We start from the raw sequence: 19,364 nt of genomic DNA, 5'->3' as shown, positions 1-19,364 counted from the left end.
GAGCGTTCTTATTGTCGTTATCAGGCAATTACCGGCTCGGGCAATCTGAACGAAGAAACCAGCGTGGCCAGCTGTTCCGCCTCTTCTTTCAGTACCTGAGTTCGTGCGGCAGCATCATCAATCAACGATGCGTTTTGCTGGACGGTACTGTCCATTTCGGTAACGGCGAGCGTGACTTCGGAAACCCCTTTTCGCTGCTCTTCGCCTGCGACACGAATTTCACCCATCAATTGCCGCACCTGACGTACATTATTGACCAGTTCTTCCAGACGCTCACCGGCATTATGGATTTGCTGACTACCGCTGCCAACATGAGAAACCGACTCATCAATCAACGCCTTAATCTCCTGGGCGGCTGTCGCGCTACGCTGCGCCAGCGTACGAACTTCCGATGCAACAACGGCAAATCCTCTGCCCGCATCGCCTGCCCGGGCTGCCTCGACTGCGGCATTCAAAGCAAGGATGTTTGTCTGGAATGCAATACTGTCGATGACCGCGACAATTTCCACCATTCGTCCTGAAGAGTTGCTGACATTATCCATAGTAGAGATAACTCCCTGCATGACATCTCCGCAGCGGTTAGCCGTTTGCGCGGTGCTATCAGATAACTCATCTGCCAGTTGTGTGTTGCTTGCATTTTGATGAACGGTCGCATTAAGTTGTTCCATCGCGGCAGAGCTTTCTTCCAGTGCCGCAGCCTGCTGCGTCACACGTGAAGAGAGTTCCATATTGCTGTCCGCGAGGCTGACCGCATTATTTGCCACCACCACGCTACTGCTTCTGACGGTGATCAGGATGGCTGAAATTTTATCAACAAACAGATTAAACGCCTCTGCGATAGCCGATATCTCATCTTTACCGCGGACATCCAGTCGGCGGGTCAGATCACCTTCCCCTTGTGCAATGTCATCAAGCGCACGGCGGGTATCATCCAGACGCGAGATCAGCCTGCGAACCACCAGCCAGGATCCTGCCAACAAGATCGTCATAACAGGGATCAATACCTCCAGCACGTCCTGCATCATCACTTTGGCTAAACCAACAATACGTGATTCCGGCGTCACCAGACCGACAACCCAACCGGTATCTGCCATTGGAAACAGCATCACCCGTGATGGTGTATTCAGCACGTTATCGTTTTCAAGCGTAATGGTCTTCACGCCGTCAGCCGCGCGAAGTGACTTCAGACCATTTTCCACCGGCGCGAGCCATTCCGCACTGCGCGCCAGCTCGCTGAAAGTTTTAAATTTCGAATTATCAGCTTGTGGGAAGTAGAGGATCTGCCCTTGCTTATCCACCACGAACGCATAACCGCCAGTGCTGTTTCCCTGCTGTTGCATAAACGTGGCGACGTTATCCAGACGAATATCGGTGGTAGCCACCCCGGCGAACTTGCCCGACAGTTGGTACGGGATACTACAGGTCACCATATTTACACCAGAACTTGAATCCTGATAAACATCAGACCACAGGCAACTGTTTTGCGAATGACCTTTCGCATGTTGGTACCAGCTTTCATTGTGATAACCAGCAGATCCTTCTGCATTATAATCATTGGAAAAATCCAGTTTACCCTCAGCGTTTCGCGCCCAGAAAAAGCTACGCTTCTCCACGCCAGCGGTAAACGCATCAGGTTCTGGCCAAATCCCACCGCCGGTAATAATAGAATTGTTATCTTCTCCAATCAGGTGCGGTACGACACGTTGATACAAAGATTCATCGTTGGGCAGAACTTCAGCCAGCCGTGACAGGCTGACGGTTTCGCCCTCGATACGAGAGAGAACGGTACTCAATTGACGGGTTAAACCTTGCCCCGTTTCTTCGATCAGGTCGGTGTTGATTTCAACGACGCGCGGCTGACCGCGCCAGAGCATAATCGCAACAATAACCAGAGTGGTAACTGCAAGCAGCAGAATGCCACCAATGGTTAAGCGCGTTGAAATACGAGTAGGATACCAGGCCATACAAACTCCTTCTGTAAAAGGCTAACTTTTACCCAGTATCGGCACAGGAGTTTATATCTTTATAAAGTTTTCTTAAGTATTACAAAACAAATTAGTGACGTTGTCACGAATAGCAAAACCCAGCACTTTGGCTGGGCTTTAATACATGCTTAATCTTATTTAGATAATTCTTTTTTGATTTCTTCTTTTATTTTGCTTAATTCACTTTGCGGATGTTTTTTGCAAAGTTCAACGGTCAGAGGCACCGCAGTGGTGATAGTCTCGTTATAGTCGACGAAGTCACCGCCTTTGAAGTCTTCATCTTCATTCAGTACCCAGAAGGCAACCGGAGCCATAGTTTGCGGGTTCAAATCAATAAACTCCTGGCAGCTCATGCCTTTCGGAGTCACTTCAGTTTTAGCGTTATCAGTTGCTGCATTGACGCTTACACTGGTTAACAGCGCTGCGACCAGAACACCTGCTGTAGAAAGGGAGAATTTATTCATTGTAGTACTCCATTTATAATATAGATAATATCTACACTTGCGCTTTAAACCGTTAATGTAGTTCGCAAAAAATAATACCCCTACCGTTAGAAGAATAAAGATGGTCATCATTGATATGGCTGAAATTTATATTTCACATTACTAATTCTGATGTCTGGAGGAAAATGTTGCGCACAATGTGATCGTTCCGACGAAATCAACAGATTGATCCCCCACTTCCCCTGCCTTTGCACCAAAACTGAACTACGCTGCACAAATGTTGATCATTGGTTAATAAATATAAGTGTTTTTTAACAAAAAAACGCAGCGTACCGTTGTCGCTGACATGGCACGCATCCTGCATTGTTAATCAAGTAACAACGAAACAGCATCTGACAAACAACTAACAGCGAGACGGTGATGACATCAAAACCTGAGTTATTTGCCCGTATTGAAAAGACGTTTAGTCAGCTAACGCCCAGTGAAAAGCGCGTTGCCGGCTGGCTGTTAGCGCACGCAGCACAGATCCCTTTTGAGACGGCTGATGGTATCGCAAAAGCGACAGGAACCAGCGGCATCACCGTAGGTCGCTATCTACGCAAACTGGGTTTTCGCAACCTGGAAGATGCCAAAACCAGTCTACGAGAGTTGCCACTAATCCCCTATCAACCCTGGGGAATGAATGAACGCCTGGATTCCTGGCATCAACAGCAAAGCCTTCCCGATCGCGTACATCAGTCGCTGCTGCTTGAGATTGACGCCATTACCCATGTTTACCAGTTGGCGCAAAGCGAAACATTTTTACGCATTGCACAGCAACTGGCCCATGCAGAAGCCGTGTATATCCTCGGGATCCAGTCCACCAGAGGGATCGCCAATGCCTTTTTTAGTCATCTGGAATACCTGCGCCCAAAAGTGAGTTACTCCGAAGGGCTTTCCGGAAGTTGGGTTGAGTCGCTGAATTCAGGGTTCAAACGGCCTTATGTGGTGATAACCGATACGCGTGCCTACGCCGCAATGTCGCGACAATATTGCCGGGTAGCCAGCGAACGCGGCATCCCGATCGCACTAATAACCGATGTCTGGTGCCCCTGGGCCAGAGACTATGCCATTGATTTAATACAGGTAAAAACCGACACCGGACACTTCTGGGATTCCCTTGCCCCGGTAAGTTGTCTGTTCAACTTATTACTCTCCGCAGTGGTGGCGCAACTGGGCGACTCCCTGGCGGAGCGCCTGCAGGCCAATCGTCAGTTACAACAACAATTTGGTCAATTCGAACAATAAACAGGAACCGTGCTATGTCAGAGACCCCAGAACTGGTCGATCTGTCAGTGATATTCCCGTCACTGCATATCGATCTCAAATATGCCACGACCGATAACATTACCGGCGCGCCTATCTATCGGGAAGCGCGTTGCCTGTTACACAGCGATGCGGTCGCTGGGCTGGCCAAAAGCATCAGCATTGCGCAACTGGCGGGGTTATCCCTGGTGGTATACGACGCGTATCGCCCGCAGCAGGCTCAGGCGCTACTGTGGAATGCCTGTCCCGATCCTCAATATGTCGTGGACGTGGCGATTGGTTCCAATCATAGCCGTGGAACGGCCATCGACGTCACGCTGATGGATGAACGCGGCAATGTCCTCGATATGGGAGCTGGTTTTGATGAAATGCACGATCGTTCCCATGCCTGGCATCCTTCTGTGCCCCCGAAAGCGCAACGTAACCGACTGTTGCTCAACGCCATTATGTCTGGCGGCGGTTTTGTCGGGATAAGCAGCGAGTGGTGGCATTTTGAATTGCCCAATGCCGCACGCTATCCGCTGCTTGATGATTATTTTTCCTGTTTTACTGCCCCACAAATAACAACACAACATCCCCTTTGATTCTGGAGCCTGGTTATGAAGACTACACCTGCATTGAGATCGTTTTTTCGCCCCGCTCTGATTGCCGTCGCACTGTCGGTGGCCTTGCCCGCCGCCCAGGCCGCCGTACCTAAGGACATGCTGGTCATTGGTAAAGCAGCCGACCCACAAACGCTGGATCCTGCCGTGACGATAGATAACAACGACTGGACGGTCACCTATCCCTCTTATCAGCGTCTGGTCCAGTACAAAACCGCAGGTGGCAAAGGTTCCACAGAGGTTGAAGGTGATTTGGCCAGCAACTGGAAAGCATCTGACGATCATAAAGAGTGGACGTTTACCCTGAAAAACGACGCTAAATTTGCTGACGGTACTCCCGTTACGGCTGAGGCGGTGAAGCAATCCTTTGAGCGTTTACTCAAAATTGGTCAGGGACCTGCTGAGGCATTCCCGAAAGATCTGAAGATTGAAGCCATTGATGCCAGTACGGTGAAATTTATCCTCAGCCAGCCGTTCGCGCCATTCCTCTATACGCTGGCGAATGACGGCGCATCGATTATCAACCCGGTTATCTTAAAAGAGCACGCCGCTGATGATGCCCGTGGGTTCCTGGCACAAAACACAGCGGGTTCCGGTCCCTTTATGTTGAAGAGCTGGCAAAAAGGGCAGCAACTGGTACTGGTTCCGAATCCCCACTATCCGGGTCCCAAGCCAGCGTTTAAACGCGTATCAGTAAAAATCATCGGTGAGAGCGCTTCCCGCCGGTTGCAATTGTCGCGCGGCGATATCGACATTGCCGATGCGTTGCCTGTTGACCAGCTTTCCGCTTTAAAACAGGAAGGAAAGGTCAACGTGGCGGATTACCCTTCTCTGCGTGTCACCTATCTGTATCTGAACAACAGTAAAGCGCCGCTCAATCAGGTGGACTTGCGCCGTGCTATCTCCTGGTCAACTGATTATAAGGGCATGGTGAAAGGCATTTTGAGCGGCAACGGTAAACAGATGCGCGGCCCGATCCCCGAAGGCATGTGGGGCTTTGATGAAAAGGCGATGCAGTACAATTTTGACGAAGCCAAAGCAAAAGCCGAGTGGGATAAAGTTGCGACGAAGCCCGACAGTCTGAGTTTTCTCTACTCTGATAATGACCCTAACTGGGAGCCAATTGCCCTCGCCACACAAGCCAGCCTCGGCAAGCTGGGTATAAAAGTGAAGCTCGAAAAGCTGGCGAATGCCACCATGCGTGACCGTGTAGGCAAAGGAGATTACGACATTGCTATCGGCAACTGGAGCCCGGACTTCGCTGATCCGTACATGTTCATGAACTACTGGTTTGAGTCAGATAAGAAAGGTTTACCGGGCAACCGTTCATTCTATGAAAACAGCGAGGTCGATAAGCTGCTCCAGAGTGCGCTGGCAACCACCGATCAGGTCGCCAGAACGAAGGATTATCAGCAGGCGCAAAACATCGTTATTGATGAAGCTGCCTACGTCTATTTATTCCAGAAAAACTACCAACTGGCGATGAACAAAGACGTCAAAGGATTTGTATTCAACCCCATGCTGGAACAGGTCTTCAATATCTCCACCATGAGCAAATAAGCCACGTTTATGCGGAGCCAAATTGGCTCCGCAAGGGGAAGCCAATGACTTTCTGGAGCATTTTACGCCAGCGCTGCTGGGGACTTATCCTGGTGGTCGCCGGTGTTTGTGTGATCACTTTTATTATTTCGCACCTGATCCCAGGTGACCCCGCGCGGCTGCTGGCAGGCGATCGCGCCAGCGATGAAATTGTCGAAAATATTCGCCAGCAATTAGGGTTGAATCAGCCGCTGTATGTACAATTTTTTCGCTACGTCAGCGATATTTTTCAGGGGGATTTAGGGACATCTATCCGTACCGGGCGTCCGGTAATGGATGAACTGCGCGTCTTTTTCCCCGCCACGCTTGAGCTGGCTTTCTGCTCTCTGCTGCTGGCGCTCATTATTGGCATCCCGCTGGGCATTTTATCGGCTGTCTGGCGTAACCGCTGGCTCGACCATATCGTACGCCTGATGGCTATCACCGGCATATCAACACCCGCGTTCTGGTTGGGTCTGGGCGTCATCGTACTGTTTTACGGCCATCTGCAGATTTTGCCCGGTGGCGGACGACTGGATGACTGGCTGGATCCCCCCACGCACGTTACCGGGTTCTACCTGATAGACGCACTTCTCGAAGGTAATGGCGAGGTCTTTTTCAATGCTCTCCAGCACCTGATCCTGCCGTCTCTGACGCTGGCTTTTGTACATCTGGGGATTGTCGCCCGTCAAATTCGCTCAGCCATGCTGGAACAGCTTAGCGAAGATTATATTCGCACCGCCCGCGCCAGTGGTTTACCGGGCTGGTACATCATTTTGTGTTATGCACTGCCCAATGCCCTTATTCCATCAATAACCGTTCTTGGCCTCGCGCTGGGCGATCTGCTCTACGGCGCAGTACTAACCGAAACGGTTTTTGCGTGGCCGGGAATGGGGGCCTGGGTGGTGACCTCTATTCAGGCGCTTGATTTCCCGGCGGTAATGGGATTTGCCGTTGTGGTTTCTTTGGCTTACGTACTGGTGAATCTGGTGGTGGATTTACTGTATTTGTGGATTGATCCGCGAATAGGACGAGGAGGCGCTGAATGATGCTTACGCAAGAAACACCAGCCCCGTCCCCGCCAGCGCGCCAGCGCGTTGACTGGGCAAAACTGTTCTGGATGATGAAAAGCAGTCCGCTAACGCTGATTGGTGGCGCGATCATTGTGTTGATGCTGCTGATGATGGTGTTGTCGCCGTGGATCACGCCTCACGATCCCAATGCAATCGACCTGACTGCACGTCTGCTTCCCCCGTCTGCAGCACACTGGTTTGGTACCGATGAGGTGGGCCGTGATTTGTTCAGTCGCGTACTGGTGGGAAGCCAGCAATCGATCGTCGCCGGACTGGTCGTGGTGGGTATTGCCGGAGGCGTCGGTTCGCTGGTTGGCTGCCTGTCGGGTGTGATGGGTGGACGTGCTGATGCGGTTATTATGCGCATCATGGATGTCATGCTGTCGATCCCTTCGCTGGTACTGACGATGGCGCTGGCCGCCGCCCTGGGACCAAGCCTGTTTAACGCGATGCTGGCAATTGCGATTGTACGTATTCCTTTCTATGTCCGACTGGCCCGTGGGCAAACGTTGGTGGTTCGCCAGTTTACTTATGTGCAGGCCGCCCGCACTTACGGCGCATCACGCTGGCATCTGATTAGCTGGCATATATTACGCAATTCGCTGCCGCCCCTTATCGTGCAGGCGTCGCTGGACATAGGTAGTGCGATCCTGATGGCTGCCACGCTTGGGTTTATCGGTTTGGGGGCGCAACAGCCCAGCGCAGAATGGGGGGCGATGGTGGCGATAGGTCGCAACTATGTACTTGATCAATGGTGGTATTGCGCATTCCCCGGAGCCGCCATATTGATTACTGCCGTCGGTTTTAATCTCTTTGGCGACGGTATCCGCGATCTGCTGGACCCGAAAGCCGGAGGAAAACAGTCATGACACGGCCTGTACTGGAAATTGAGAATTTACACCTGAGCTTCCCCGGTTATAAAGCAGACGTTCATGCACTAAACCATGTCTCGCTACATATCAACCGCGGGGAGATTGTCGGCGTGGTCGGTGAGTCCGGCTCCGGTAAATCAGTGACAGCCATGCTCGCCATGCGCCTGCTGCCGGAGGGAAGTTATCGAATTCATCAGGGACGCGTGTCGCTGCTCGGTGAAGATGTTCTGAACGCCACTGAGAAGCAAATGCGTAAATGGCGTGGTGAGCGCGTGGCGATGATTTTCCAGGAGCCAATGACGGCGCTGAATCCGACCCGGCGTATCGGCCAGCAAATGGTGGAAGTGATCCGTCATCATCAATCAGTCAGTCGTGGTGATGCCCGCCAGAAAGCCATCGCTTTACTGGAGGAAATGCAAATCCCGGACGCCCCTGAAGTGATGTCGCGCTTCCCTTTTGAGCTGTCCGGTGGAATGCGCCAGCGCGTGATGATTGCGCTGGCCTTTTCCTGCGAACCGGATCTGATTATCGCTGATGAACCAACGACGGCGCTGGATGTGACGGTACAACTGCAAGTGCTGCGTTTGCTCAGGCATAAAGCGCGGGCCAGCGGCACGGCTGTGCTGTTTATCAGCCATGATATGGCGGTGGTATCGCAACTGTGCGACAGGTTGTACGTCATGTACGCCGGAAGTGTCATCGAAAGCGGCCCGACGCAAACCGTCATTCAGCATCCAACACATCCCTACTCCATTGGTCTGCTGAAATGTGCGCCGGAACACGGCCAACCACGTACCCCGTTACCCGCTATTCCGGGGACGGTACCAAACCTGACCTGTTTACCCGCAGGATGTGCATTCCGTGAGCGCTGTTTTGCTGCGGGATCACAGTGTGATGAGAACCCTGCGTTACGCAGTCAGGGGCTATCAGATCAGCAATCCGCCTGCTGGTATCCGCAACTGGAGGCAACGCATGTCTGACATTTTACTGGCACTACAGGATGTCCATGTCAACTTTCCCGCCCGTAAAAACTGGCTTGGTAAGGTGACTGAACGCGTGCATGCGCTCAACGGTATGGACTTACAGATCCGTCAGGGTGAAACGCTGGGTATTGTCGGCGAATCAGGCTGTGGAAAAAGCACTCTGGCGCAGTTGTTAATGGGTATGCTCAAGCCGACTCAGGGGCAATATATCCGCAGCGAGGAGCAACAAACTGGCGCAAGCAGCGGTATGCAAATGGTGTTTCAGGACCCGCTTTCGTCGCTGGATCCTCGCCTGCCCGTCTGGCGAATCATTACTGAACCGGTATGGATCCAGAAACGTAGTCCCGAACGAGAACGTCGCGCGCTTGCCGAAGATTTAGCCCAGCAGGTTGGCATCCGTCCTGAATATCTGGACCGTCTGCCCCACGCGTTTTCCGGTGGACAGCGTCAGCGTATTGCCATTGCCAGGGCATTATCATCAAAGCCGGATGTGATCGTGCTCGATGAACCCACCTCGGCGCTGGATATCTCCGTACAAGCGCAAATTCTTAACCTGCTGGTATCCTTACAGGAGCGCAGAAAGCTGACCTTTGTGCTGATATCACATAACGTGTCAGTTATCCGGCATATGAGCGACCGGGTAGCGGTAATGTACCTTGGGCAAATTGTCGAACTGGGCGACGCGCAGCAGGTTTTGACGCATCCAGCCCACCCTTACACCCGTTTATTGCTGGATTCAGTTCCTAAAACGGGCGCGCCACTGGCAGAAGATTTGCTATTACGTAAAACCGAACTGCCGGGAAATCGTACCTTACCCCAGGGATGTTATTTCCGCGACCGGTGCCCGCTTGCAACCAGCGGGTGTGAACAGAAGCAGTCATTGCTCAAAAGTGAAAGCGGAAGTGAAGTCCGCTGCTGGCGGGCCACATAAGATCCACCACGCGTATCATGCCTGACAACAACATCAGGCACGGTACGCTTTTTTCAGCGAGTCCACTAACACCTCGGAAGCCGTCGACAATTTATGATGCGCAGAGCGAAGGATGCCGATGCGTCGTTGTATAACCGGGCTGTCCAGCTCAATACAGGTTGCGCCAAGTTCGGTCATCTGCGTGCGGCAGAGCGCGGGTACTGCGCTGCCGCCTAGTCCGTTCGCCACCAGTCGCCCGATGGTCACCAGTTGATGGCTCTCCAGTGCAACCTCCAGCGAATGACCACTTTGTACCAGTTGTTCTTCCAGCATCAGACGTACGGCTGAAGGTCGTTGCAGTGTAATGAAATCCAGCGTCAGCAGTTCCTTCCATGTAATTCGCTCCCGGCCTGCGAGTCGACACGTCGGAGGCACAATAGCGATAAACCTGTCCATACCGAGCGGCGTGAAATGGAGGTGACCTGAATAGTCCGGCTCGAAGGCGATCCCCATTTCCACCCGCCCTTCACTCACCATTTCGATGACCTGCTCGTTAATGACATCGTGAACCGTCACATTGATACCGCCATAACAGTCACGAAAGGTTTTGAGTACCGGTGGCAGCACATTAGTGGCAAACGATGGCATTGCCGCAATAGAAATTTTGCCACGTTGCAGCGTAAAGCGCTGACGCATCGCTTCTTCCGTATTTTCCCAGTCTGCAAGCAGTTGCCGCCCCATCGTCAGTAGTGTTTCTCCCTCCTGCGTCAGGGTCACTTTACGGGTAGTTCTCAGCAGTAAAGCTCCTCCCAGCGAATCCTCCAGTCCTTTAATCGCCAGACTCAACGCTGGCTGTGACATATTCAGCCGTTCGCTGGCATGAGCAAAATTCAGAGTGTGAGCTACCGCTAAAAACGCGCGTAACTGTTTGATGCTCATTCTCATTTCTCATTCCTTTAACTTGTTGAATACCTTTAATTAACATTAAATTGATAAAAAAACCCAATGAGTGAGTCACAAATTTAAAATTAACAAATCATTTTTCACCCCCAATGATGTCGGCAAGGACAACTGGAGGGGCAAGTGTATGGCTGGACTGGATAAACGGGTCGCCACCTGGCAAGAAGCGCTGGAAGGACTGACCGATAACATGACGCTGCTGGCTGGCGGGTTTGGCTTATGTGGTATTCCCGAGAATCTGATCGCTGAAGTTCGTCGTCGGGAGGTTCAGGGACTCACGGTCGTGTCTAACAACTGTGGTGTAGATGGTTTTGGCCTCGGCGTACTGCTCGAAACCCGCCAGGTACGCAAAGTGGTGGCTTCCTACGTTGGTGAAAATGCGCTGTTTGAGAAGCAGGTACTCAGCGGTGAGCTGGAAGCGATTCTGACGCCACAGGGTACGCTGGCAGAGCAGTTGCGCGCGGGCGGCGCGGGGATCCCGGCTTTCTTCACCGCAACCGGATACGGCACTCCCGTGGCTGAAGGTAAAGAAGTTCGCGAGTTTGCCGGACGTCCGTACATCATGGAACAGGCGATAACCGGAGATTTCGCGCTGGTAAAAGGCTGGAAAGCCGACTGGTACGGCAACGTTATATACCGCCATACCGCACAGAATTTTAATCCGTTGATGGCGGCTGCCGGGCGCATCACGGTCGTCGAAGTTGAAGAGATTGTTCCTCCCGGAGAGCTGGATCCCGCGGCAATTCACACCCCCGGAATTTTTGTTAACCGCATTATTCAGGGCAAGTTTGAAAAACGCATTGAGCAACGCACCCTACGGCACAAAGGAGCCTGACCATGTTAACGCGTGAACAAATGGCGATGCGTGTCGCCCGCGAGCTGCGCGACGGCTATTACGTCAATCTGGGTATTGGTATTCCGACCCTGGTAGCGAATTACATCCCCGACGGTATGGACGTGATGCTGCAATCGGAGAATGGTCTGCTCGGGATGGGGCCGTTTCCCACCGAAGATGAACTGGATGCCGACATGATCAATGCCGGGAAACAGACTGTTACGGCGCGTAAAGGCGCGGCGATTTTCGACTCGGCGCAATCCTTCGCCATGATCCGCGGCGGTCATGTCGACCTGACGGTGCTCGGTGCATTTGAAGTGGATACCAACGGCAATATTGCGTCATGGATGATCCCCGGAAAAATGGTGAAAGGCATGGGCGGCGCGATGGATCTGGTGGCTGGCGCAGAAAACATCATTGTCGTGATGACGCATGCTTCCAAAAGTGGCGAATCCAAGCTGCTTCCTGCCTGTACCCTGCCGCTGACCGGCGTTGCCTGTATTAAACGCGTGCTGACCGACCTGGCTCTGCTGGAAATCGCTGACGGCGCGTTCATTCTGCGCGAGCGTGCCCCTGGCGTCAGCGTGGACGACATTGTCGCCAGAACCGCAGGCAAACTGGTCGTCCCCGATCACGTGCCTGAAATGCAATTTAACTGAGGAACTGACCATGCAGGATGTTGTTATTGTCGCAGCAACGCGTACGCCGATTGGCAGTTTTCATGGTGCGCTGGCTCCGCTTTCTGCCGTTGATCTAGGGACCGTCGTCATTCGTGCCCTGCTGGAGAAAACCGGCGTAGCGCCAGATCAGATTGACGAAGTTATCCTCGGCCAGGTACTGACCGCAGGTTGCGGTCAGAATCCGGCCAGACAGACTGCGTTACGCGCCGGATTGCCGGTTACCACGCCCGCGATAACCATTAATCTGCTGTGCGGCTCAGGTTTGAAAGCGGTACATCAGGCTGTACAGGCCATACGTTGTGGCGATGCGGAAATCGTGATCGCCGGAGGCCAGGAAAGCATGAGTAATGCCCCTTATTTTCTCGACGGCGCTCGTGCAGGTTTACGTCTCGGCCATGCCAGCCTGAAAGACAGCGTGGTTCATGACGGACTGTGGGATGCGTTCAATGACTATCACATGGGGATTACTGCTGAAAACCTGGCCGATAAATTTGCCATCAGCCGTGAGCAACAGGATGCCTTTGCCCTGCTCTCCCAGCAGAAAGCAGCGGCGGCTATCGAGGCTGGTCGTTTCGCCGCAGAAATTACCCCGGTCAGCGTCCCGCAAGGAAAAAACACACCGCGTCTGGTAGATAGCGATGAGCAGCCTCGCCCGAATACCCAGGCCGACAAACTGGCGCAGCTTAAACCGGCTTTTCGTCCCGGTAATGGCACGGTAACGGCAGGCAATGCGTCATCCTTAAACGATGGTGCGGCGGCGGTGATGCTGATGAGTGCAGCCAAAGCCGCGCAACTGAACCTTCCGATTCTTGCTAGGGTTACTGGCTATGCCGTTTCGGGCGTTGATCCGTCAATCATGGGTATTGGTCCGGTCGAGGCATCGTTGCAGTGTTTGAAACGCGCAGGCTGGACGCTGGATGACGTGGATCTTATCGAAGCTAACGAAGCATTTGCCGCGCAGGCGTTGGCAGTCGGCGAATCCCTGAACTGGAATAGTAACAAAGTGAACGTCAACGGTGGCGCAATTGCGCTTGGTCACCCGATTGGCACATCCGGGTGCCGCATTCTGGTAACCCTTCTGCACGAAATGACTCGCCGCAATGCGACCAAAGGTCTGGCGACGCTGTGCGTCGGCGGTGGTCAGGGTGTGGCGCTGACGGTTGAACGTCCGACAGGAGCACAGCATGCAGACTAATCACATCAGCGTATTGGGTGCCGGTTTAATGGGTGTCGGCATCGCTACCCACTTCGCCCGTTTTTCCCATGATGTCTGGCTTTTCGATACTGATAACAGCAGGATTAATGAAATTACCGCTGTTGCCAACGGCATACTGGATGAGCTCATTGCGACCGACCAGTTTCCCGCCGATGACAAAGAGCAGGTTCTCAGCCGGTTGCACGGAACTACCTCTCTACAGGATATCGCCGCATCGGGATTACTGATTGAGGCTATCCCTGAACGGATTGAACTCAAGCATGCGTTGTATGCGCAACTGGAAGCACTAATAGCACCAGATGCCATTATTGCCAGTAACACCAGTGGCCTGCCGCCCGATGCGCTGGCAGAGAACCTTATTCACCCGGAGCGATTACTGATCGCCCATTTCTGGCACCCACCGCACTTTATTCCCTTAGTTGAAATCGTTCCTGGCTCGGCAACCAGGACAGAATATCTCAGCGAATTACAACAACTGCTGGTCTCGATGCAGCTTGAGGCTGTGGTACTCGACCGTGCTGCGCCAGGTTTTGTCGGCAACCGCCTGCAGTTTGCCTTACTGCGTGAAGCGCTGCATATCGTCAAGAGCGGCATTGCCAGCGCAGAGGTAGTGGATCAGGTAATGCGAGCCTCACTCGGACGCCGCTATGCGATGGTCGGTCCGCTGGAAGCCGCTGATATGACCGGGCTGTCCACCGTGCAGGACATTTGTCGCCACCTGCTACCGGAACTGGCCACCGGCAGTGACATGATGTCACTTGTCGCTGACAAGGTTGCCCGCGGTGATACCGGTTTGCGCAGCGGTCAGGGATTCTATCGCTGGGATGATTCGCGCAAGGAGTACATCCAGCAACGCCGGGAACATCAGCTGCGCTTTGCGCTGAAGCCATAACGTCTCTTTCTGTACCCCACTATAATAATAAGGAGTCATGATGAGTGTATTAATCGCCCTGGCAGCATTGGGCCTGCTGATGCTGGCAGCCTATCGCGGATACAGTGTCATCCTGTTTGCCCCCATCGCGGCATTAGGCGCTGTCCTGCTCACCGAACCGAGCGCCGTCGGCCCCGCCTTTACCGGCCTGTTTATGGAAAAAATGGTCGGTTTTGTGAAGCTTTACTTCCCGGTGTTCTTACTGGGAGCAGTATTTGGCAAGTTAATCGAGTTATCTGGTTTTTCCCGATCCATCGTCGCCGCGGCGATCAACATTCTGGGCCGTCGTCACGCCATTCCGGTGATTGTACTGGTGTGTGCGTTGCTGACTTACGGCGGTGTGTCGCTGTTCGTAGTGGCCTTTGCGGTGTATCCGTTTGCGGCTGAGTTGTTCCGTCAGAGCAATATTCCCAAGCGTCTGATCCCGGCAACCGTCGCGCTGGGCGCATTCTCATTCACTATGGATGCTTTGCCCGGTACGCCGCAGATCCAGAATATTATCCCGACCAGCTTTTTTGGTACTAACGCCTGGGCCGCACCCTGGCTGGGGCTCATAGGTTCGCTATTTATCATTTTTGTCGGCCTGGTCTATCTCGAGCGCCAGCGGCGCAAAGCTCAGACAAAGAACGAAGGCTATGGCACCGAGCTGCTTAACGAACCGGAAACACCGGATAACATTAACCTGCCTAATCCAGTCATTGCGATTTCCCCGCTGATTCTGGTGGGTGTATTTAACCTGCTGTTTACCCGTTGGATCCCGGTCTGGTATGGCACCAGTCATCAGCTGGAGCTTCCTGGCCTGGCCAAGCCAATCACGACTGAAGTCGGGAAAATTACCGCTATCTGGGCAGTAGAGGCCGCGCTGATTTCAGGGATCCTGTTAGTAGTGATTTTTGGTTATCGCAACATCAAAGGCCGCCTCGCCGAAGGAAGCAGAACGGCTGTCGGCGGCGCGATTCTGGCGGCAATGAATACCGCATCAGAATACGGTTTTGGCGCGGTGATCGCCGCCCTGCCTGGTTTTCTGGTGTTGTCCAAAGCGCTGGCGGCCATTCCTGATCCACTGCTCAATGAAGCCATCAGTATTACCACCCTCGCCGGGATCACCGGCTCGGCATCCGGCGGGATGAGCATTGCATTAGCGGCAATGTCAGACACCTTTATCGCTGCCGCACATGCTGCCAACATTCCGTTGGAAGTCTTTCACCGCGTCGCCTCTATGGCCAGCGGTGGCATGGATACCCTGCCGCATAACGGCGCGGTAATTACGCTGCTGGCCATCACAGGCTTGAGCCATCGCCAGGCGTATGGCGGGATCTTCGCCATCACCGTGATCAAAAGTCTGGCCGTGCTGTTTGTGATCGGCGTCTTCTACACCACCGGAATTGTTTAAGGAGAATCACCATGAACTTAACGGGAAAAACAGCCCTGGTTACCGGATCGACCAGCGGTATTGGATTAGGTATTGCGCAGGTTCTGGCGAAAGCCGGGGCCACTTTGATTCTCAACGGCTTTGGTGATGTTGAGGCGGCAAAAGACGCCGTGGCGCAGTATGGCAAAACACCAGGGTATCATGGTGCTGATCTCAGCGATGAAGCGCAAATTGCCGCGATGATGCACTACGCCGAAAGCGAGTTTGGCGGCGTGGATATTCTGGTCAATAACGCCGGGATCCAATATGTCTCACCGGTCGAGACATTCCCTGTAGACAAATGGAATGCAATCATTGCCATCAACCTGTCCTCCGTTTTTCACACTACGCGCCTGGCGCTTCCCGGTATGCGTGAACGCAACTGGGGACGCATTATTAATATCGCCTCGGTGCATGGGCTGGTGGCCTCAAAAGAAAAATCGGCCTACGTCGCGGCGAAGCACGGCGTGGTCGGCCTAACCAAAACCATAGGACTGGAAACGGCGCAGACTGGCGTAACCTGTAATGCGCTGTGCCCTGGTTGGGTCCTGACCCCGCTGGTACAACAGCAGATCGACAAGCGCATTGCCGAAGGCGCAGATCCGGAAGCGGCACGTAACGCGCTGCTCGCGGAGAAGCAGCCTTCACGTGAGTTTGTCACGCCCGAACAACTGGGTGAGCTCGCGCTGTTCTTGTGTTCAGATGCTGCGGCGCAGGTTCGCGGTGTGGCATGGAATATGGATGGCGGTTGGGTGGCACAGTAAGTTATGTATGCCGGATGCGGCGTCGCATCCGGCCTGCATCCGTCAGGACTTCAACTGATAATCCAGGGTAATTTCTGCGTTCAGAACCTGTGACACCGGACATCCGGCTTTCGCCTTCTGGATGATGCCGTCAAATGTTGCTGCATCGATCCCTGGCACGGCAACCTCACTGTGTAATGCCACTTTGGTTATCGCAAAACCCGCATCCACTTTATCCAGAGAAACATCGGCAGTGGTATCAATAGCGTCTGGCGTAAAACCCGCTTCGCCCAGCATTAACGAAAGCGCCATTGAGAAGCAGGCAGCATGTGCAGCGCCAATCAGTTCTTCCGGGTTGGTGCCTTTCGCGCCTTCGAATCGCGTATTAAACCCATAGGGTTGCTGGTTCAGCACCCCACTTTCGGTAGACACGGTTCCTTTCCCACGCTTAATGTCGCCTTCCCAGTGCGCCTGACCTTTCTTATGGATAGTCATTACTGCTCTCCTGTGTTGTCGTCGGAGTTACAAGTATAGGACGCTGAGGCAAAAGCATGTGTCAGATTGGAATGTTCTGCATTCCCTGCTTAAGCATTGACCTTTCAGAGAAAATGACCGACCATCCAGAAAGCCGTTTTTTTATACATCGGCTTTCTATCAGGTTGTATTTCGTCCGATCTTACGCGGACTCGCCCTTGAAACCAGTAACAGGATTAAGGAGTTAGAATGAAATCGAACCGTCAGGCCCGTCATATTCTTGGACTGGACCACAAAATCTCCAATCAACGTAAAGTCGTAACCGAAGGCGACAAATCCAGCGTGGTCAATGCTCCAACCGGAAGAAAACGCCGCGCTGACAGCAAGTAATTTCCTGCACGACATACGGATTAACGAGATAAACACCATTGCAACCGCAGTGGTGTTTTTGCTTATAAAACCCCTTAACCCATTCACAATGCTTTATACTTCGCCCGTTTCCCTGGCAGACAGGCCACATACGATCATAAAGAGTGCCAGGGACGGTTATTCAAAAAAGAGTGAGTGACATGGAAAACGAAACTAAAAAACTGCGTTCCCTTTATATCCCTTACGCTGGCCCGGTACTGCTGGAGTTTCCCCTGCTAAACAAAGGGAGTGCTTTCAGTGTGGAAGAACGACGTAACTTCAACCTGCTGGGGTTACTGCCGGAAGTCGTCGAGACGATTGAAGAACAAGCCGATCGTGCCTGGATCCAATATCAGGGATTCAAAACGGAAATCGACAAACATATCTACCTGCGCAATATCCAGGACACCAACGAAACCCTGTTCTATCGGCTGGTGAATAACCATCTTGATGAGATGATGCCCGTCATCTACACCCCAACGGTAGGTGCTGCCTGTGAGCGTTTTTCTGAGATCTATCGCCGTTCTCGCGGTGTATTTATCTCTTACCAAAACCGCCACAACATGGACGATATCCTGCAAAACGTCCCAAACCACAATATTAAAGTCATCGTCGTTACTGACGGGGAACGTATTCTGGGTCTTGGCGATCAGGGTATCGGCGGGATGGGCATTCCTATCGGTAAACTGTCGCTGTATACCGCCTGTGGCGGCATTAGTCCGGCCTACACTTTGCCGGTAGTGCTGGATGTCGGTACCAACAACCAGCAACTATTGAACGATCCGCTGTATATGGGCTGGCGCAATCCGCGTATTACTGACGATGAATACTACGAATTTGTCGACGAGTTCATCCAGGCCGTGAAGCACCGCTGGCCGGACGTGCTGCTGCAGTTCGAAGACTTCGCACAGAAAAACGCCATGCCGTTGCTGAACCGCTATCGCGATGAAATTTGTTCGTTCAACGATGATATTCAGGGTACCGCGGCGGTAACCGTAGGGACGCTGATTGCCGCCAGCCGTGCGGCAGGAAGCCAGTTGAGTGAACAAAATATTGTGTTCCTCGGCGCAGGCTCTGCCGGGTGCGGGATTGCCGAGCAGATCATCGCACAAATCCAGCGTGAAGGATTAAGCGAAGAAGCGGCCCGCCAGCGCGTATTTATGGTCGACCGTTTCGGTCTGCTGACTGACAAAATGCCGAACCTGCTTTCCTTCCAGACCAAACTGGTGCAAAAACGCGAGAATCTGCAGCACTGGGATACGCAAGAAGATGTGCTGTCGCTGCTCGACGTGGTTCGCAACGTTAAGCCGGACATTCTGATCGGTGTTTCCGGGCAAACGGGTCTGTTTACCGAAGAGATTATCCGCGAGATGCACAAGCATTGTCCGCGCCCGATCGTCATGCCGCTTTCTAACCCGACGTCGCGCGTGGAAGCCACGCCGCAGGATATTATTGCCTGGACTGAAGGTAATGCCCTGGTCGCCACCGGTAGTCCGTTTGCTCCGGTAGTCTGGAAAGATAAGACCTACCCAATTGCCCAGTGTAATAACGCCTATATCTTCCCGGGTATTGGTCTTGGCGTCATTGCCTCTGGCGCATCGCGTATTACCGATGAAATGCTGATGTCTGCCAGTGAAACGCTTGCGCAGTACTCACCGCTGGTACTGAACGGCGAAGGTCTGGTGTTGCCGGAGCTGAAAGATATTCAGACCGTTTCTCGCGCTATTGCGTTTGCCGTCGGGAAAATGGCCCAGCAGCAAGGTGTGGCGGTGAAAACGTCTGCCGAAGCGCTGCAACAGGCGATTGACGAGAATTTCTGGCAGGCAGAATATCGCGACTACCGTCGTACTTCTATTTGACGGTTTTACCCGGCGGCGCCTGCCGCCGGGTGTTCAAAGCTTGCGCGAATCCATAACTTACGATTACACTTTCATCATCGATTAACATTCTGAAAA

The 19,364-nt window shown here is 53.0% G+C and carries 19 protein-coding genes; 15 read left to right on the top strand and 4 right to left on the bottom strand.

Annotated features, from left to right (window positions below):
• Window positions 1-20 precede the first annotated feature (20 nt).
• A complete protein-coding gene (locus OGX98_RS20130; RefSeq protein WP_200013278.1) occupies window positions 21-1,964 on the bottom strand; it encodes a methyl-accepting chemotaxis protein in 1,944 nt (647 codons plus the stop codon).
• A gap of 155 nt (window positions 1,965-2,119) precedes the next feature.
• On the bottom strand, window positions 2,120-2,449 hold the full coding sequence (hdeB, locus tag OGX98_RS20125; RefSeq protein WP_045442905.1) for an acid-activated periplasmic chaperone HdeB: 330 nt from the start codon (window positions 2,447-2,449) through the stop codon (window positions 2,120-2,122).
• Between the two features lie 399 nt (window positions 2,450-2,848).
• Between hdeB and OGX98_RS20120 the strand changes: the two genes are divergently transcribed.
• From OGX98_RS20120 to OGX98_RS20090, 7 genes are read left to right on the top strand one after another with little or no spacing between them, the layout of a single operon-like run.
• Window positions 2,849-3,715 (top strand): MurR/RpiR family transcriptional regulator, encoded by an 867-nt coding sequence (locus OGX98_RS20120; protein ID WP_225760925.1) that lies wholly within the window; start codon window positions 2,849-2,851, stop codon window positions 3,713-3,715.
• 14 nt (window positions 3,716-3,729) lie between these two features.
• Window positions 3,730-4,317, top strand: coding sequence for a D-alanyl-D-alanine dipeptidase (ddpX, locus tag OGX98_RS20115; RefSeq protein WP_045442911.1), 588 nt, complete (start codon window positions 3,730-3,732; stop codon window positions 4,315-4,317).
• 15 nt (window positions 4,318-4,332) lie between these two features.
• Window positions 4,333-5,895 carry an ABC transporter substrate-binding protein gene (locus OGX98_RS20110; RefSeq protein WP_048221444.1) on the top strand — a complete coding sequence of 521 codons (1,563 nt, stop codon included), beginning with the start codon at window positions 4,333-4,335 and terminating at the stop codon, window positions 5,893-5,895.
• 44 nt (window positions 5,896-5,939) lie between these two features.
• A complete protein-coding gene (locus tag OGX98_RS20105) occupies window positions 5,940-6,962 on the top strand; it encodes an ABC transporter permease (RefSeq protein ID WP_048221443.1) in 1,023 nt (340 codons plus the stop codon).
• Window positions 6,959-7,855 carry a D,D-dipeptide ABC transporter permease gene (gene ddpC / locus OGX98_RS20100; RefSeq protein ID WP_286595838.1) on the top strand — a complete coding sequence of 299 codons (897 nt, stop codon included), beginning with the start codon at window positions 6,959-6,961 and terminating at the stop codon, window positions 7,853-7,855. Before OGX98_RS20105 ends, ddpC begins: the two co-directional genes overlap by 4 nt.
• Entirely contained in the window at window positions 7,852-8,838 is a 987-nt protein-coding gene (locus tag OGX98_RS20095) for an ABC transporter ATP-binding protein (RefSeq protein WP_286595837.1), read from the top strand. Before ddpC ends, OGX98_RS20095 begins: the two co-directional genes overlap by 4 nt.
• The gene (locus OGX98_RS20090) at window positions 8,831-9,772 is read left to right on the top strand and encodes an oligopeptide/dipeptide ABC transporter ATP-binding protein (RefSeq protein ID WP_286595836.1); all 942 of its coding nucleotides are present in this window, start codon (window positions 8,831-8,833) and stop codon (window positions 9,770-9,772) included. Before OGX98_RS20095 ends, OGX98_RS20090 begins: the two co-directional genes overlap by 8 nt.
• Before the next feature lie 33 nt (window positions 9,773-9,805).
• Here the strand turns inward: OGX98_RS20090 and OGX98_RS20085 are convergent, their stop codons facing one another.
• A complete protein-coding gene (locus tag OGX98_RS20085; RefSeq protein WP_045442929.1) occupies window positions 9,806-10,696 on the bottom strand; it encodes a LysR family transcriptional regulator in 891 nt (296 codons plus the stop codon).
• A gap of 142 nt (window positions 10,697-10,838) precedes the next feature.
• Here OGX98_RS20085 and OGX98_RS20080 point away from each other — a divergent pair, with 142 nt between their 5' ends.
• From OGX98_RS20080 to OGX98_RS20055, 6 genes are read left to right on the top strand one after another with little or no spacing between them, the layout of a single operon-like run.
• Window positions 10,839-11,546 (top strand): CoA transferase subunit A, encoded by a 708-nt coding sequence (locus tag OGX98_RS20080; protein WP_048221441.1) that lies wholly within the window; start codon window positions 10,839-10,841, stop codon window positions 11,544-11,546.
• Between the two features lie 2 nt (window positions 11,547-11,548).
• Window positions 11,549-12,205 (top strand): CoA transferase subunit B, encoded by a 657-nt coding sequence (locus OGX98_RS20075; protein WP_045442935.1) that lies wholly within the window; start codon window positions 11,549-11,551, stop codon window positions 12,203-12,205.
• A 10-nt stretch (window positions 12,206-12,215) separates the two neighbouring features.
• The gene (locus tag OGX98_RS20070) at window positions 12,216-13,421 is read left to right on the top strand and encodes an acetyl-CoA C-acetyltransferase (protein WP_286595835.1); all 1,206 of its coding nucleotides are present in this window, start codon (window positions 12,216-12,218) and stop codon (window positions 13,419-13,421) included.
• A complete protein-coding gene (locus OGX98_RS20065) occupies window positions 13,411-14,334 on the top strand; it encodes a 3-hydroxyacyl-CoA dehydrogenase family protein (RefSeq protein ID WP_286595834.1) in 924 nt (307 codons plus the stop codon). The genes OGX98_RS20070 and OGX98_RS20065 overlap by 11 nt, the downstream gene beginning before the upstream one ends.
• A gap of 37 nt (window positions 14,335-14,371) precedes the next feature.
• Window positions 14,372-15,766 carry a GntP family permease gene (locus OGX98_RS20060; RefSeq protein ID WP_200013285.1) on the top strand — a complete coding sequence of 465 codons (1,395 nt, stop codon included), beginning with the start codon at window positions 14,372-14,374 and terminating at the stop codon, window positions 15,764-15,766.
• A gap of 11 nt (window positions 15,767-15,777) precedes the next feature.
• The gene (locus OGX98_RS20055; protein WP_136345509.1) at window positions 15,778-16,548 is read left to right on the top strand and encodes a 3-hydroxybutyrate dehydrogenase; all 771 of its coding nucleotides are present in this window, start codon (window positions 15,778-15,780) and stop codon (window positions 16,546-16,548) included.
• A 42-nt stretch (window positions 16,549-16,590) separates the two neighbouring features.
• Here OGX98_RS20055 and osmC read toward each other — a convergent pair whose 3' ends face one another.
• The gene (osmC, locus tag OGX98_RS20050) at window positions 16,591-17,022 is read right to left on the bottom strand and encodes a peroxiredoxin OsmC (RefSeq protein WP_048221436.1); all 432 of its coding nucleotides are present in this window, start codon (window positions 17,020-17,022) and stop codon (window positions 16,591-16,593) included.
• Between the two features lie 228 nt (window positions 17,023-17,250).
• On the opposite strand from osmC, the gene sra reads away from it, so the two are divergent.
• Window positions 17,251-17,391 carry a stationary-phase-induced ribosome-associated protein gene (gene sra / locus OGX98_RS20045; protein WP_045442952.1) on the top strand — a complete coding sequence of 47 codons (141 nt, stop codon included), beginning with the start codon at window positions 17,251-17,253 and terminating at the stop codon, window positions 17,389-17,391.
• 179 nt (window positions 17,392-17,570) lie between these two features.
• Window positions 17,571-19,268 carry a malate dehydrogenase gene (gene maeA / locus OGX98_RS20040; RefSeq protein WP_048221435.1) on the top strand — a complete coding sequence of 566 codons (1,698 nt, stop codon included), beginning with the start codon at window positions 17,571-17,573 and terminating at the stop codon, window positions 19,266-19,268.
• Window positions 19,269-19,364 lie beyond the last annotated feature (96 nt).

Origin of the sequence: Citrobacter sp. Cm046, assembly GCF_030333065.1 — a bacterium.
GTDB lineage: Bacteria > Pseudomonadota > Gammaproteobacteria > Enterobacterales > Enterobacteriaceae > Citrobacter > Citrobacter murliniae.
Note: the sequence above shows the minus strand (reverse complement) of the source record. Positions and strands in the feature narration are given on the sequence as shown.

Bases quoted from the DNA above. Each gene is read 5' to 3' on its own strand.
- OGX98_RS20130 (WP_200013278.1), bottom strand. From the start codon at position 1,964: ATGGCCTGGTATCCTACTCGTATTTCAACGCGCTTAACCATTGGTGGC.
- hdeB (WP_045442905.1), bottom strand. From the start codon at position 2,449: ATGAATAAATTCTCCCTTTCTACAGCAGGTGTTCTGGTCGCAGCGCTG.
- OGX98_RS20120 (WP_225760925.1), top strand. From the start codon at position 2,849: ATGACATCAAAACCTGAGTTATTTGCCCGTATTGAAAAGACGTTTAGT.
- ddpX (WP_045442911.1), top strand. From the start codon at position 3,730: ATGTCAGAGACCCCAGAACTGGTCGATCTGTCAGTGATATTCCCGTCA.
- OGX98_RS20110 (WP_048221444.1), top strand. From the start codon at position 4,333: ATGAAGACTACACCTGCATTGAGATCGTTTTTTCGCCCCGCTCTGATT.
- OGX98_RS20105 (WP_048221443.1), top strand. From the start codon at position 5,940: ATGACTTTCTGGAGCATTTTACGCCAGCGCTGCTGGGGACTTATCCTG.
- ddpC (WP_286595838.1), top strand. From the start codon at position 6,959: ATGATGCTTACGCAAGAAACACCAGCCCCGTCCCCGCCAGCGCGCCAG.
- OGX98_RS20095 (WP_286595837.1), top strand. From the start codon at position 7,852: ATGACACGGCCTGTACTGGAAATTGAGAATTTACACCTGAGCTTCCCC.
- OGX98_RS20090 (WP_286595836.1), top strand. From the start codon at position 8,831: ATGTCTGACATTTTACTGGCACTACAGGATGTCCATGTCAACTTTCCC.
- OGX98_RS20085 (WP_045442929.1), bottom strand. From the start codon at position 10,696: ATGAGAATGAGCATCAAACAGTTACGCGCGTTTTTAGCGGTAGCTCAC.
- OGX98_RS20080 (WP_048221441.1), top strand. From the start codon at position 10,839: ATGGCTGGACTGGATAAACGGGTCGCCACCTGGCAAGAAGCGCTGGAA.
- OGX98_RS20075 (WP_045442935.1), top strand. From the start codon at position 11,549: ATGTTAACGCGTGAACAAATGGCGATGCGTGTCGCCCGCGAGCTGCGC.
- OGX98_RS20070 (WP_286595835.1), top strand. From the start codon at position 12,216: ATGCAGGATGTTGTTATTGTCGCAGCAACGCGTACGCCGATTGGCAGT.
- OGX98_RS20065 (WP_286595834.1), top strand. From the start codon at position 13,411: ATGCAGACTAATCACATCAGCGTATTGGGTGCCGGTTTAATGGGTGTC.
- OGX98_RS20060 (WP_200013285.1), top strand. From the start codon at position 14,372: ATGATGAGTGTATTAATCGCCCTGGCAGCATTGGGCCTGCTGATGCTG.
- OGX98_RS20055 (WP_136345509.1), top strand. From the start codon at position 15,778: ATGAACTTAACGGGAAAAACAGCCCTGGTTACCGGATCGACCAGCGGT.
- osmC (WP_048221436.1), bottom strand. From the start codon at position 17,022: ATGACTATCCATAAGAAAGGTCAGGCGCACTGGGAAGGCGACATTAAG.
- sra (WP_045442952.1), top strand. From the start codon at position 17,251: ATGAAATCGAACCGTCAGGCCCGTCATATTCTTGGACTGGACCACAAA.
- maeA (WP_048221435.1), top strand. From the start codon at position 17,571: ATGGAAAACGAAACTAAAAAACTGCGTTCCCTTTATATCCCTTACGCT.